This is a genomic window from Methylorubrum zatmanii, from assembly GCF_014845115.1.
Lineage (GTDB): Bacteria > Pseudomonadota > Alphaproteobacteria > Rhizobiales > Beijerinckiaceae > Methylobacterium > Methylobacterium zatmanii.
The window spans coordinates 1-13,342 of the sequence record NZ_NKUI01000045.1; the positions used below are offsets into that span (position 1 = coordinate 1).

Genomic DNA, 13,342 nt, shown 5'->3' on the forward strand with positions numbered 1-13,342 from the left:
CGCGGCGGGCGACGACGTGGGCACCGCGCTTCTCGCCGCGCACGACGCCGAGATCGTCGTCGTCAAGCGCGGGTGCGAGGGCGCGCGCGTGTTCCGGGTCGGGGGCATGCCGGCCGACATCCCGGCATACCGCTCGGAGCGCGTGTTCAAGATCGGGTCGGGCGACGTGTTCAGCGCGGCCTTCGCGCACCATTGGGGCGAGCGCGGGCTGGACGCCGTCGACGCCGCGGACCTGGCCTCACGCAGCGTCGCGCACTTCGTCGACTACCACGCGCTGCCCCTGCCCCCCGCCGCCGAGCTCGCGTCCCAGTCTGCCCTGCCCGCTGGCCGGCGTCCGGGCCTGATCTACCTGGCGGGACCCTTCTTCGATCTCGCGCAGCGTTGGCTCGTCGAGGAGGCGCTCGAACGGCTCCAGGCACTGGGCGCGCCGGTGTTCTCCCCCTTGCACGAGGTCGGTACGGGCCGTCCGGCCCAGGAAACCGCGGCTGCCGATCTCGAAGGCCTGGACCGCTGCGCCGCGCTGCTCGCGCTGCTCGACGGCGCCGATCCGGGCACCCTGTTCGAGGTCGGGTACGCGCGCGCCCGCGGCAAGCCCGTCGTCGTCCTTGCCGAGCGCCTCGACGACCCGAACCTGACGATGCTCGTCGGCACCGGCTGCCGGGTCGCTCGCGACCTCACATCCGCGCTCTACCAGGCGGCCTGGGCCGCCATGGAATGAGGGCGCTCCTGCTCTCGGGCGGCCTCGACTCGGCGGCCATCGCCGCCTGGCAGAGGCCGGACGTCTGCCTCACGGTCGATTACGGACAGAGGCCGGCCAAGGGCGAGATCGCCGCGGCGGACTCGGTCGCGCGCGAGCTGGGACTTCGCCACGAGATCGCGCGGGTCGACCTGTCGGCCCTTGGCCTTGGCCCGCTCGCGGGGCGCGCGGCCTCGGATCTGGCGCGCGCGCCCGAGTGGTGGCCTTACCGCAACCAGATGCTGGTGACGCTCGCCGGCATGCGGTTCGTGGCCGAGGGACTGACCGAGATCCTGCTCGGGGCGATCAGGACGGATGTTCATGCCGACGGTCGCGCTCCCTTCCTGCGGACCGTCGACCGGCTGATGCACCTGCAGGAGGGAGGCGTCCGGGTCATGGCCCCCGCGCGCCACCTTTCGGCCCTGGAGCTTGTCAGGCGGTCGGGGATCCCCCGTTCACTCCTGGGTGCCACCTTCTCCTGCCATGTCATGGAATACGCCTGCGGTCGGTGCCGTGGCTGCGAGAAGCACCAGGAAACGCTGGCGCGCATCGATGGCGGCCGGGCCCGCGCCGGCACCGCGGCCCGGGCGTCCGCGGCGACGGGAGGTTGAGTCATGTCGGGAGGACCCCCGGGCCGGCGAGGGCGGGCTCCGCGGCGATTGCAGCAGTCCGGCGACGGTTGCGACCTCCACCTCACCGTCGACCTGATAGGGGTGCGTCGTGAGGCGGCGGACCGGGTACGCGAGGGCGACGACCTGCGGATCGAGCTTGTCCACGAGGGGGCCGCGGTCGGCGCGATCTGCCGGAACGGCGAGGGCGCCGTGGTGGGCGCCCTCGCCGCGTTCCCGGGTCTGACGCGGCTTCTCGACTGCCTCGCGCGGGAGGTGCCCTTCGTCGCCCATGTCGAGGAGGTCTCGTCGACGCGGTGCGTGGTGACGGTGTCGAGGACCGACCCATGATCATCGTGGGCGGCAGTTACCGGGAGGTCTGCGCTTACCCGGAATGGGACCGGATTTACGGTTCCGGTGGCCGGGCCGCCGTGGCCGTGAGCGGGCTCGCGCCCGGCTCCGTGCTGCACACCTACGCCTACTCGGGTTGGGCGGCGGACGTACGCGCGACCATGGCGTCGTTCGGCGTCCGTGCCGAAGTGGTCGAGATCGAGAAGGAACTCGTCTTCGAGTACTACCATCCCCTGAGCAAGGAGCCCGTGCCCAAGGCGTCGGCCGGTCTGCCCCGCATCACGGTCTCCGGGGAGGTCGTGCTGAGCTTCGGGATGCTGGAGGGGCCGGCCACGGTCGTGGCCGGCCGGGCCGTCCACGACCCGCAGTCGGACAGTCCCGAGGCGGCCTTCTCGGCGTCAGGGTCGCGGGCGGGCGAGCTGGCATACGTGGTGAGGGACTACATGCTCGCTGCGGCGGATTCGTCGCAGGAGGCGATGGATGTGGCGACACGCATCATGGCCGATGAGGGCGCCTCGGTCGTTGTCGCCCGCCACGCCATCGGCGGCGCCAGCGTCTATGTCGGTGACACGAAGCCGCGGCTGGTTCCGGCCTACATATCGGACACGTGGTTCAAGATCGGCTCCGGCGACGTGTTCTGCGCCGCCTTCGCGCACTACTGGGGCGAGCGCCGGCTCGACCCCGTCGAGGCCGCCGACCTGGCATCGCGCAGCGTCGCCCATTTCAACGACGGTCATCGCCTGCCTCTCCCGGCGCCGCATGCCTTGAGCGCTCTCGTGCCGCAGCCGGACACGGCGCATGGGGGGCGGGTCTTTCTTTCGGGACCGGCGGCGACGCTGCCTCAACGTTGGCTCCTCGACCAGGCACGGTGGTGGCTTCTTGATCTCGGGAGCGAGGTGTTCTCGCCGTTCCATGAGTACGGCGAGCGGCTTGCCGCGAGCGCCGGTCCCGCGCTCGCCGGACTGAGGGCCTGCACGGCTGTCCTCGCGCTTGCGGATGGCGGCGACCCGGGAACGAGCGCCGTCATCGGGCACGCCCGGGCCGTCGGGGTTCCGGTGGTCGTCCTGGCGGAAGCGGTGGCTGCGACGGACCTCGCGGTGCACGCGGGCATGTCGTGCGAGATCGCCCGCGACTTCACGACCGCCCTGTACCGCGCGCACCTGGCCGGAATGCGCTGACCCGACCGGACATCGTCGATGAGACCTCCGACCCGACCCCCTCCCAAACCGCTCCGTGGCGTCTCGGCGGAGCCGGTCCAGCCGCGTGGCCCAGCTTCGGCCGCGGACACCGTGGAGCGTCTCAAGTCGGCGCAGGAGACCTGGCAATCCTTCCAGGACTTCCTGGACCGGCGCATGCACTCGCGCTGGGTCTTTCGGGGCTGCGCGTCCCGCGAATTCCTATGTGTGCCGAGCGCGGGCCGCACGCCGAACCACGACCCGCTGTTCGAGGAGCACCTGTTCCGCGCCTTCAAGCGCGAGGCACGGTTGCACGTCTCGCTGCCGGGGGCGACCGATTGGGACTGGTTGGCCCTGGGGCAGCATTTCGGGCTGCCGACGCGCCTCCTGGACTGGACGACCAACCCACTCGTCGCGTGCTTCTTCGCGGTCTCCAGCGACCCCTTGGACGCCGATGCCGTGATCTACGCCTATCCGGTGGACGACACGCTCGTCATAAATCCGGAGGGCGGACCGGGCCCGTTCGAGATCGACCGCGTGGGGTTCCTGCTCCCGACCACGACGGCCCCGAGGATCGCGAGCCAGCGCGGGTTGTTCTCCGTCCATCCCAGGCCCAGCGAACCCTGGATGCCGAGCGGACTGGCTGAAAACAGCTTCGTCATACCGCGAGGGGTCCGGTCGCGCTTCCAGCGCAAGCTCTTCAGCCTCGGCATCGATGCGGCCCATATCTGGGCTAGCCTTGAGGGCGTATGTCTCTCGCTGAGCTGGCAGTATCGGCAGCGTCTCGGCATTGGCGCCGCCGTGTTCTGAGGAGGTTGCATGCCGGGCCCTGACGCAGCAAGCACGGATGCGGCTGTCCTCCAGGCCGTCGCAACGGCCGTGCGAGAGATCGACCTGACCGGGACCGAAGCCTGGGGGGACCTGGGCGCGCTGTCGGCGCACACGCACGTCGACTCCGTCGAGGTCTTCGCCGACGAGATCAAGGTGCGTGCCGGCAGCTTCGAGGGCCCGATCAACGTCCATTGCACCCTGAATTACGGGAACGGCGCGGACGGCCTTACGGTATCGGAGACCTTTCCAGGACGGTTCGAGGGCAGCCTCTCCCCCGCGGGGCCGGTCATCCTACGGCTGAAGGTGGACACGAGCAGCTTCTACGCCTGAAACGGCCACGGGAACCGCAGGGGCGTATTTATGGTGACGGAGCGGAGGGATGAGTCCCCCTCTACGTCAGACACGACGGTGATGCGTACTTCCTGACCGAAGGCGGGCCATTCGCACCTGACCTCGATTGCGGTCGAGTGTTCTATGAACCTGGCGAGGACTTCGGGATCATCAACGATCCGACGGACGGGCGCGACCCGCCGTTCAAGAGCGAGCCTGGCTCGTTGAGAAATGCTCGGCGACGGGTGAAGCCGAGAGGCCGATTTCCGGCCGACGTGCCTCCCGGTGGGCGTAGTTGGCGGGGCGCGGTGCATCCGGGGGGATGCCGCGGCCGCGCCGTTATTCACCAAGCTTTGCTATTTTCCCTACGCGTAAGCACCAGATTACCTTTAAGCAAAGACAGCCGACTGTCCGTGGATCTCCCGAACCAGGTGAGATCTCAAGCTGGCGTTGGCTTTCACGTCGGAAGTAGGCACTTGCGCCTGTCCCGTGCTATAACGAGCGCCACGGATGGCGCGCGCTCTTTTCGCCCTCGGTCTCGAACGCCAGCTGCCTGTTGAACGCACCAGGATGCCCGGGAAGAACACTTAATCGCTTTCATAGGTCAGCCTATTCGCTTTGAAAGGCAGCCTAATCACTTTCCCCCAGAGCCGCGAGGGTCGAACTTCTCAGTAAATCCGGTCAAGTTACCCTTCCATAGGGTCAAACTTTACTGAGAAATTACAGGAGGACGCGCTAGACGTCGAGATTGGCCACGCTCAGCGCGTTCTCCTGGATGAACTCGCGCCGCGGCTCGACCACGTCGCCCATCAGCTTGACGAACAGGTCGTCGGCATCGGTCGTATCCTTAACCTTGACCTGCAGCAGCGAGCGCACGTCGCGGTCGAGGGTCGTCTCCCAGAGCTGCTGGGCGGTCATCTCGCCGAGCCCCTTGTAGCGCTGGAGCTGGAGTCCCTTGCGGCCGAAGGCCATCACCGCCTCGAACAGCCCGACCGGGCCGTAGAGTTCGGTCTCGTCCCCCTTGCGGGCCAGCGTCACCGGCTCCTCATAGATTTCGCGCAGCGTCTCCGCCCGCTCGGCGAGCCGGCGCGCCTCCTGCGATGAGAGCAGCGACGCGTCGAGGGTGGCCACTTGGCGGACGCTGCGCAGGGTGCGGTTGAAGACGTAGCCGCCCTCCTGCGCCGCGCCGGTCCAGCCCTTCTCGATCTCGTCGGCGATCCGGTCGAGGCGCTTGGCGGTGCGGTCGGCCAGCACCTCCGCCTCGCCTGGGTTCTCCGCCGCATCCTTGGCGAAGGCGCCGGCCAGCACGGCCTGCTCGACCACCGAGCGGTCGTAGCGGGTATGGAGACCCTGCAGGATGCCGCGGAAGGCGCGCGCCTCCTCGACCAGCGTCTTGAGCTGGGCACCGCCGAACTCGGTGCCGGAAGCGAGCCGCAGCACGGCGCCCTCGACGCCCTGGTCGATCAGGTAATCCTCCAGCGCCCGCTCATCCTTGAGGTAGATGGCGCGGCGGCCACGCTCGGCTTTGTAGAGCGGCGGTTGGGCGATGTAGAGGTGCCCGCGCTCGATGATCTCCGGCATCTGCCGGAAGAAGAAGGTCAGCAGCAGCGTGCGGATATGCGAACCGTCCACGTCCGCATCGGTCATGATGATGATGCGGTGGTAGCGCAGCTTGTCCGGGTTGAAGCCCTCGCGGTCGGTGCTCGACCGGCCGATGCCGGCCCCGAGCGCCGTGATCAGCGTGCCGATCTCGGCGGAGGACAGCATCCGGTCGGCGCGCACGCGTTCGACGTTCAGGATCTTCCCGCGCAGGGGAAGCACGGCCTGGAAGGTGCGGTCTCGGCCCTGCTTGGCCGAGCCGCCGGCGGAGTCGCCCTCCACCAGCAGCAATTCGCACTTCGTGGGGTCGCGCTCCTGGCAATCGGCGAGCTTGCCGGGAAGCGAGGCGATGTCGAGGGCGCCCTTGCGGGTGATGGTCTCGCGGGCCTTGCGCGCCGCCTCGCGGGCGGCGGCGGCCAGCACCACCTTGCCCATCACGGACTTGGCCTGGGCCGGGTTCTCCTCAAGCCAAGTCGAGAGCCCCTCGTTGAGGATGTTCTCGACCGCCGGGCGAACCTCGGAGGAGACCAGCTTGTCCTTGGTCTGCGAGGAGAATTTCGGATCGGGCACCTGCACGGAGATGACGGCGGTCAGGCCCTCGCGGCAATCGTCGCCGGTGAGCGACACCTTCTCCTTCTTGGCGATGCCGGAGGATTCGGCGTAGCCGGTCAGCTGGCGCGTGAGCGCGGCGCGGAAGCCGGCCATATGCGTGCCGCCGTCGCGCTGCGGAATGTTGTTGGTGAAGGGCAGCACGGTCTCGTTGAACGAGTCGTTCCACCAGAACGCCACCTCGACGCGGATGCCGTCGCGCTCGCCAAGCACCGTGACGGGCTTGGCCATGCCCTCCACGGGTTTGCGGGAGCGGTCGAGATAGCGCACGAAGGCTTCGACACCGCCCTCGTAGCAGAGTTCCTCGCGCCGGTGCTCGGCATGGCGCGCGTCGGTCAGGACGATGCGGACGCCGGAATTCAGGAAGGCGAGTTCGCGCAGGCGCTTCTCCAGCGTCGCGTAGTCGAACTCCGTCATCGTGAAGGTTTCGGGCGAAGGCAGGAAGGTCACCTCGGTGCCGCGCCGGTCGCCCGCCGGGCCAACCACCTCCAGGGGCGCCACCGCGTCGCCGTGGCGGAACTCCATGCGGTGCTCCTTGCCCGCGCGCCAGATCCGCAGCTTGAGGCTGGTGGAGAGCGCGTTGACGACCGAGACGCCGACGCCGTGCAGGCCGCCCGAGACCTTGTAGGAGTTCTGGTCGAACTTACCGCCGGCATGGAGCTGGGTCATGATGACCTCGGCCGCCGAGACCCCTTCCTCCTTGTGGATGTCGGTGGGGATGCCGCGGCCGTTGTCGGAGACCGTGCAGGAACCGTCGGGGTTGAGCGTCACCGTCACGAGGTCCGCGTGACCCGCGAGCGCCTCGTCGATGGCGTTGTCCACCACCTCGTAGATCATGTGGTGGAGGCCGGAGCCGTCATCGGTGTCGCCGATATACATGCCCGGCCGCTTGCGTACGGCGTCGAGACCCTTCAGCACGCGGATCGATTCCGCGCCGTAGCTTTCGGCGTGTTCTGTGTTCGGGGAGTCAGCCATGAAATTCCTCGGGCAGGCGGCTCAAGAGCCTCTTTTCAACCCCGGGCCATGCCCGGCATGCCTGCTAGCTCCGTCTCGATCTCATATAGGCGTTCGCCCCTGATTTCGCATCGCTTTTCGCGATGGAAGAGCGCTACAGCCGCCTGATTTCTGACGCGGTTCCGTTAAACCTCCGTTAGGCGCACGGGCAGATCGGCCGGCCGGGCGGCGGATGACTCTTCCAGCCGGCCGGCAGACCCGCCTCAGCCCTGCAGGAACGGGTTGCTCAGCCGTTCCTGGCCCAGGGTCCCGGTCGGCCCGTGACCCGGGATGAAGGCCACGTCGTCGCCCAGCGGCAGCACCTTGTCCTTGATCGCGCGGATCAGTTGCTCGTGATTGCCGCCGGGCAGGTCGGTGCGGCCGATCGAGCCCTGGAACACCACGTCGCCGACGAGGGCGAAGCGGGCGTCACGGCTCATGAAGACGACACTGCCGGGAGAATGGCCGGGGGCGTGGAGGATGTCGAAGGTCAGGCCACCGACATGGACGGTATCGCCCTCGTCGAGCCAGCGGTCCGGCGTCACCGCGCGGGCGCCGTCGAGACCGTAGCTCGCACCGGTCTCCGGCAGGGAATCGAGGAGGTACCGATCGGCTTCGTGCGGACCCTCGACGGGAACGCCGAGGCGCTCCTTCAGCTCGGCGGCGCCGCCGGCATGGTCGATATGGCCGTGGGTGAGCAGGATCTTCTCGACCGTCACGCCCTGGGACCGGATCGCCGCCTCGATCCGGTCGAGATCCCCGCCGGGATCGACCACGGCGCCGACCTTGGTGGCGTCGTCCCAGATCAAGGTGCAGTTCTGCTGGAACGGGGTGACCGGGATGATCGCGGCGCGGGGCGTGGCGGGCATGCGGACTCGCGGCTTGAAACGGGACTGATGCGGTTCTAGCCCGCCGCGCCGGGAAGCGCCAATTCGGCGCCGTTTACTCCCCCACGGGGATCGGGCGCGGCCGTCCGGCCTCGTCGATGGCGACGAAGGTGAAGGTCGCCTCCGTCACCTTTTCGCGGAACTGCGTCTGGAAGCGGCGGGCCCAGGCTTCGAGATGGATCTTCATCGAGGTGCGGCCGACCTTGCCGATCCGGGTATAGACGCAGAGCACGTCCCCGACCCGAACCGGGCGGATGAAGGTCATCGCATCGACGGCCACGGTCACCACCCGGCCCTGGGCCCGCTCGACCCCGGCGATGCCACCGGCCTGGTCCATCTGCGAGAGCACCCAGCCGCCGAAGATGTCGCCATTGGCATTGGTGTCCGCCGGCATGGCGATGGTGCGCACCGTCAGATCGCCGGTGGGATGTTCGTCGCCCAAATCGATCGCCTGCGCCATAGCCCCCTCCCCCGCGCCTCGACCCAACTCCGCGAGTCGTCCGCGCCAGCGGATGACAGCCAAGCACGGGCTCTCAATGCGCGCTAGGGGTGTGTCGGCGTGTCAGGGCATGAAGCCCAAAAGCTCAAGAGCGGCGGCGAGAAAGATCGCTGCGGCGCAGACGAACAGCTCCAGGGGGATGTCCTCCCAGGAGGGCAAACGGGGAGGCGCCAGCGTGCGCCACCGACGCATCACGAGCTCGATCATCGGGCTTCCTCCGGAGCGCCTCGTCTGTCGCGAGCCGGCTCACTGCCTCCCACCCTACATCCGGCGGCGATTGGTGCAAAGCATCGACCGACCGAGCGTTGAAGTAGATACGTTACAACAAAAAGCCCGGAGCAATCAGCTCCGGGCCTGACATCACTGGGATTAATCGATCGTCTTAGTAGTAGAAACGGCGCGGGCCGTAGAAACGACGCGGACCGTAATACGGGCGGCGGTAGTACGGACGACGGTAGAACGGGCGCGGACCGTAGAAGCGGCGGCCGTAGTAACGGCGCGGGCCCCAGCCACGACGATAATAGTACTGTGCCTTCTCGACGGTCGCGGGCGCGGTTTCGGTCATGAGCGCGGCCGACGGGCCGACCGGCGCAGCCGAAGCGCCCTGCGGGGCGACCGCAGCGAGGCCGAGGGCCATCAGCGCGGCAATCAGGAGTTTCTTGAGCAAGGGAACGTTTCCTCCGCAGCATTCGCGAACGGACGCACGGCTGCTGGTGCGTCGCGTGGGCGGAAACGCACGGACGCGCGGGAGGGTTGCGCGAAAAACGTTGAGGCGGCGCCGTGTGGATTCAGGCGATCTTCGTCGTCATATCGACGAGGGAGGCTTCGCCGCTGCGCTTCACCAGGGCGATAGCGTGCTCGCAATCCTCGCGGCGGACGTAACCTTCACCGGAATCGGCGATGACGTTGCCGTTCTGCACCCGCAGGCGCCAGCGCCACTCGCCGCCCGCGTCACGATAGAGTTCGAAGCGCATTCGACCTGTCTCCTGCCGGCCGCGCCTCGATAGAGCGCGACGCGGGATACAACGCATCCCGCGCCGAAAGGATCGCTTCCGCGGATCAGGAACGCGGGGAACGGTCGAGCCAGCCGATCGCCCGGCCGCCCTCGGCGCCGGAGCGGGCGGGCCGTGCATCACCGCGACGACCGTCATTCGGGCGCCCGCCCTGGGGACGCGCGCCCTGCGGCCGGCCCTCGCCGGCCCGCTCCGGGCGGCGCTGGTCGGAGCGCTGGCCATCGGGACGCGGCCCACGGCTGTCCTGACGCTGGTCCTGGCGATGGCCCGGCTGGCCGCCGGGGCGACCGCCGCGGGCCTCGTGGGCGCGGTGCTCGCCGCGACCCTCGCCGCGACCTTCCTGGCCACGACCGCCCGGACGGCCCTGGCGCTGGCCCGGACGACCCTGCGGCTGACGCGGCGGGCGGCGCGCCTCCTCGGCGGCGGTCTCCTGCGCCTCCTGGCGGCTCGGCGGCTGGAAGCCCTCGGGGAAGCCGACCACCGGGACCTTCTGGCGCGTGGTCCGCTCGATGTCGCGCAGGTAGGCGCGCTCCTCGTCGTTGCAGAACGAGATCGCCTGCCCCTCCGCGCCGGCGCGGGCCGTGCGGCCGATGCGGTGGACGTAGGATTCCGGCACGTTCGGCAGGTCGTAGTTCACCACATGGGTGACGCCCTCGACGTCGATACCGCGCGCCGCGATATCGGTCGCCACGAGCACGCGGCAGGAGCCGTCGCGGAAGGCGGCCAGCGCCCGCTCACGCTGCGGCTGGCTCTTGTTGCCGTGGATCGCCGCGCCGACGATGCCGACCTTGTCGAGGCCGCGCACCACCCGGTCCGCCCCATGCTTGGTGCGGGTGAAGACGAGGACGCGCTCGATCTTCGGATCGCGCAGGACGTGGTTGAGCAGCGCCTGCTTGGCACCGGTATGGCAGAAGATGACCTGCTGATCGACGCGCTCGGCGGTAGTGGCCACCGGAGTCACCGCGACCTGCACCGGGTTGGAGAGATACTGGTCGGCGAGGCCGGCGATGTTCTTCGGCATGGTGGCCGAGAAGAACAGGCTCTGGCGCCGCGCCGGCAGCATCTTCACGATGCGCTTCAGCGCGTGGATGAAGCCGAGGTCGAGCATCTGGTCGGCCTCGTCGAGGACGAGGATCTCGACGCCCTCCAGCGTCAGCGCCCGGCGGTCGACGAGGTCGATCAACCGGCCGGGAGTGGCGACGAGGATGTCGACGCCCGGCGCGATCGCGCGCTCCTGGCGGCTGATGTTCACGCCGCCGAACACGACGGTGCTGGTATAGGGCAGGTGCCGGCCGTAATCCGAGAAGCTCTCGGCGATCTGGCTCGCCAGCTCACGGGTCGGCGAGAGCACGAGCACGCGGCAACCGCGGCGCGGCGCCCGGCGGTTCTCGAGCGAGAGGCGGTGCAGGATCGGCAAAGCGAAGGCGGCGGTCTTGCCGGTGCCGGTCTGGGCGATGCCGCAGAGGTCGCGCCCCTCCATCGCCGGCGGCAGGGCCTGCGTCTGGATCGGCGTCGGCGACACGTAGCCAGCCTCGCCAAGCGCGCGCAGGATGGGCTCGGCGAGGCCGAAATCGGTAAACTGGGTCAAGTCGTTACTTTCGAGGCAGCGGAACCCGAAGGCCGGCGAGACGACTCGCACGGGAATATGATGGGTCCGACGGTCCGGGAGGCGGCCCGCGTGATGGAGCAGCCTGGGGTGCATGCACGTTGAAGAGAGGGGCCGGGGCGCGATCCCAAAGGGCGCGAACCGTCACGCAGCCCCCTCAAGCGACCCCGTTCGGCCGCTGACGCTGCGAGTGCGATATGCGGCTTTGCATCTGCGAAGTCAATGAGCCCCGTTGCGAGCCTCGATCCGGCCGCCCGCTCTTGCGCCCCGCGCCCGCCCGCGACGATTGCCCGGGCAAGACCGGCCCGCTTCCCCCCCTCACATCTGCACTTCGATCAGGCTCACTCTTGGATGGGGCCCACTCTTGCGAGGTACTCCGCGCGGTCCGATGCATGAGGCAAAGGATACAAACAAAATGATTTTTCCAGAAATCATCATATACTTCGCATCATTTGTTCCGATCAATTATAAATCTTGACCATAAAACGCACTGATTATCAGGAAAAATACTTCCGATTACCGGAACATCGAACAGCTTGCATCGGATGCCGAATTGGCTGCGCGACAGTCAACAGGGCAGGAGATGCGACATGGCCGTTATTTCAGGAACGAACGGGGAGAACATTCTTACCGGCACGACGGACGACGACATCATTCTCGGGCTTCTCGGAAACGACATCATCGTGGATCCGGGCGGATTCAACCGGATCGATGGCCAGGACGGCGACGACCGGATCACCGGCGGCAACGGCCTCGACGACATCGCCGGCGGCCCCGGCAACGACACGATCTATGGCGGGGACGGCTCCGATCAGATCATCGGCGAAGCCGGCAACGACGTCATCTACGGCCAGGACGGCAACGACTACGCCGCCGGCAATCCCGGCGATGACACGCTCCATGGCGGGCGCGGCGACGATTTCCTCGTCGGCGAGCAAGGCGCCGATCTCGTCTACGGCGACGAGGGGAACGATTTCGTTGCCGGCGGCGAGGATGACGACATCGTCCATGGCGGCGACGGCGACGACCTCGTCGACGGCGATCTCGGAAACGACACGCTCTTCGGCGATGCGGGCAACGACACCGCCTTCGGCGATGACGGCAACGACCGGATGTCGGGGGGCAGTGGCATCGACACCCTCGACGGCGCGCTCGGCGTCGATACGGCGGTGTTCGACTTCGCCTTCGCTCAAGCCGGTGTCAGCTCTGCCGGCACGCTGTCGGTGATCGCCGGGCAGAACTCGACCGATACCGTCAAGAACACGGAGATCTTCGAATTCTCAGACCGCTCGATCGTCCAGGGTGACGGCAATCAGTCGGTCGACGACCTGTTCTACTTCAGCCACTACGACGACGTGTACAAGAACGGCATCGATGCCGAAGCGCACTACAGCACCTATGGCTGGAAGGAAGGCCGGGATCCGAACGCCTTCTTCGACACCAAGGGCTATCTGACAGTCTATACGGATGTGGCGGCAGCGGGGATCAACCCGCTGGAGCATTACCTGACCTATGGCTGGAAGGAGGGGCGAGACCCCTCGGCGCAGTTCGATACCAAGCAATATCTGGCGGTCAACGGCGATGTGGCGGCGGCCGGAATCAACCCGCTGCTGCACTACCTCGAGAATGGCGCGGTCGAGGGACGCGCGACCTACGACGACGGCGCATTCGCCTGAGCCGGCTGATGCGCTCACGTCGGCTACGGCCCTGCGAGGCTCTCCTCGCAGGGTCTGTCGGCATGCCCATCTCACAGCCGGTGGGCCGCCGGAACACCGGGACCTCGCCCCAGTCTCAGCCCTCGTCGAACCGGCTCATCCGAAACACCTCCGTGCCCGCTCCGTCGATCACGCGCACCGCCTCCGCCGCCGTGCCGGAGCGCTGCGGCACCCTGGCCCGGGCGAACAGCCGCCTCGCCCGCTCCGCCGCGCCCTCCGCGCTCGACGTCCGCACGGACACGCGCTGCTGGACGCCCCCCGGCGCGTCCGGCTCCTCGGGACCGAGCACTTCGATGTGATAGGTCTCTCGCACGTCGGTCTCGTCTCCTGACTTTCGCTCCGGGCTTACCCGAACCCCGCGCCGGTTGCAGGCCCCGGACAGGCGAGCCG

Annotated in this window: 15 protein-coding genes; 7 read left to right on the plus strand and 8 right to left on the minus strand. The window is 68.2% G+C overall.

Going from position 1 to position 13,342, the window contains the following annotated elements; genetic code table 11:
• The 6 genes from MZTS_RS06140 to MZTS_RS06165 all read left to right on the plus strand — a co-directional run.
• Positions 1-718, plus strand: a 718-nt coding sequence (locus MZTS_RS06140; RefSeq protein WP_192282583.1) for a nucleoside 2-deoxyribosyltransferase, incomplete at its 5' end; no start/stop codon positions are given.
• Positions 715-1,347: a 7-cyano-7-deazaguanine synthase gene (locus MZTS_RS06145; protein ID WP_012454404.1), complete on the plus strand. Its 633-nt coding sequence runs from the start codon at positions 715-717 to the stop codon at positions 1,345-1,347. The genes MZTS_RS06140 and MZTS_RS06145, both read left to right, overlap by 4 nt.
• A gap of 3 nt (positions 1,348-1,350) precedes the next feature.
• Positions 1,351-1,695, plus strand: coding sequence for a hypothetical protein (locus tag MZTS_RS06150; protein ID WP_012454403.1), 345 nt, complete (start codon positions 1,351-1,353; stop codon positions 1,693-1,695).
• A complete protein-coding gene (locus tag MZTS_RS06155) occupies positions 1,692-2,873 on the plus strand; it encodes a hypothetical protein (protein WP_142583508.1) in 1,182 nt (393 codons plus the stop codon). Before MZTS_RS06150 ends, MZTS_RS06155 begins: the two co-directional genes overlap by 4 nt.
• Before the next feature lie 111 nt (positions 2,874-2,984).
• Positions 2,985-3,680: an FRG domain-containing protein gene (locus MZTS_RS06160; protein ID WP_238255312.1), complete on the plus strand. Its 696-nt coding sequence runs from the start codon at positions 2,985-2,987 to the stop codon at positions 3,678-3,680.
• A gap of 9 nt (positions 3,681-3,689) precedes the next feature.
• Positions 3,690-4,031: a pPIWI-associating nuclease domain-containing protein gene (locus MZTS_RS06165; protein ID WP_012454400.1), complete on the plus strand. Its 342-nt coding sequence runs from the start codon at positions 3,690-3,692 to the stop codon at positions 4,029-4,031.
• A 735-nt stretch (positions 4,032-4,766) separates the two neighbouring features.
• On the opposite strand, the gene gyrB is transcribed toward MZTS_RS06165, so the two are convergent.
• From gyrB to MZTS_RS06200, 7 genes are all read right to left on the minus strand, one after another.
• Positions 4,767-7,214 carry a DNA topoisomerase (ATP-hydrolyzing) subunit B gene (gyrB, locus tag MZTS_RS06170; protein ID WP_192282585.1) on the minus strand — a complete coding sequence of 816 codons (2,448 nt, stop codon included), beginning with the start codon at positions 7,212-7,214 and terminating at the stop codon, positions 4,767-4,769.
• A 242-nt stretch (positions 7,215-7,456) separates the two neighbouring features.
• On the minus strand, positions 7,457-8,101 hold the full coding sequence (locus tag MZTS_RS06175; RefSeq protein WP_009864316.1) for an MBL fold metallo-hydrolase: 645 nt from the start codon (positions 8,099-8,101) through the stop codon (positions 7,457-7,459).
• 73 nt (positions 8,102-8,174) lie between these two features.
• A complete protein-coding gene (locus MZTS_RS06180) occupies positions 8,175-8,579 on the minus strand; it encodes an acyl-CoA thioesterase (RefSeq protein ID WP_192282587.1) in 405 nt (134 codons plus the stop codon).
• Positions 8,580-8,681: 102 nt separating this feature from the next.
• A complete protein-coding gene (locus tag MZTS_RS06185; protein WP_192282589.1) occupies positions 8,682-8,825 on the minus strand; it encodes a hypothetical protein in 144 nt (47 codons plus the stop codon).
• A 175-nt stretch (positions 8,826-9,000) separates the two neighbouring features.
• Positions 9,001-9,285, minus strand: coding sequence for a hypothetical protein (locus tag MZTS_RS06190; RefSeq protein WP_009866537.1), 285 nt, complete (start codon positions 9,283-9,285; stop codon positions 9,001-9,003).
• Between the two features lie 121 nt (positions 9,286-9,406).
• Positions 9,407-9,592, minus strand: coding sequence for a YegP family protein (locus MZTS_RS06195; protein WP_009866536.1), 186 nt, complete (start codon positions 9,590-9,592; stop codon positions 9,407-9,409).
• 85 nt (positions 9,593-9,677) lie between these two features.
• Positions 9,678-11,219 (minus strand): DEAD/DEAH box helicase, encoded by a 1,542-nt coding sequence (locus MZTS_RS06200; RefSeq protein WP_192282591.1) that lies wholly within the window; start codon positions 11,217-11,219, stop codon positions 9,678-9,680.
• 608 nt (positions 11,220-11,827) lie between these two features.
• Between MZTS_RS06200 and MZTS_RS06205 the strand changes: the two genes are divergently transcribed.
• The gene (locus tag MZTS_RS06205; RefSeq protein WP_192282593.1) at positions 11,828-12,913 is read left to right on the plus strand and encodes a calcium-binding protein; all 1,086 of its coding nucleotides are present in this window, start codon (positions 11,828-11,830) and stop codon (positions 12,911-12,913) included.
• 115 nt (positions 12,914-13,028) lie between these two features.
• Here the strand turns inward: MZTS_RS06205 and MZTS_RS06210 are convergent, their stop codons facing one another.
• A complete protein-coding gene (locus tag MZTS_RS06210) occupies positions 13,029-13,265 on the minus strand; it encodes a hypothetical protein (protein ID WP_009865797.1) in 237 nt (78 codons plus the stop codon).
• Between the last annotated feature and the right edge of the window lie 77 nt (positions 13,266-13,342).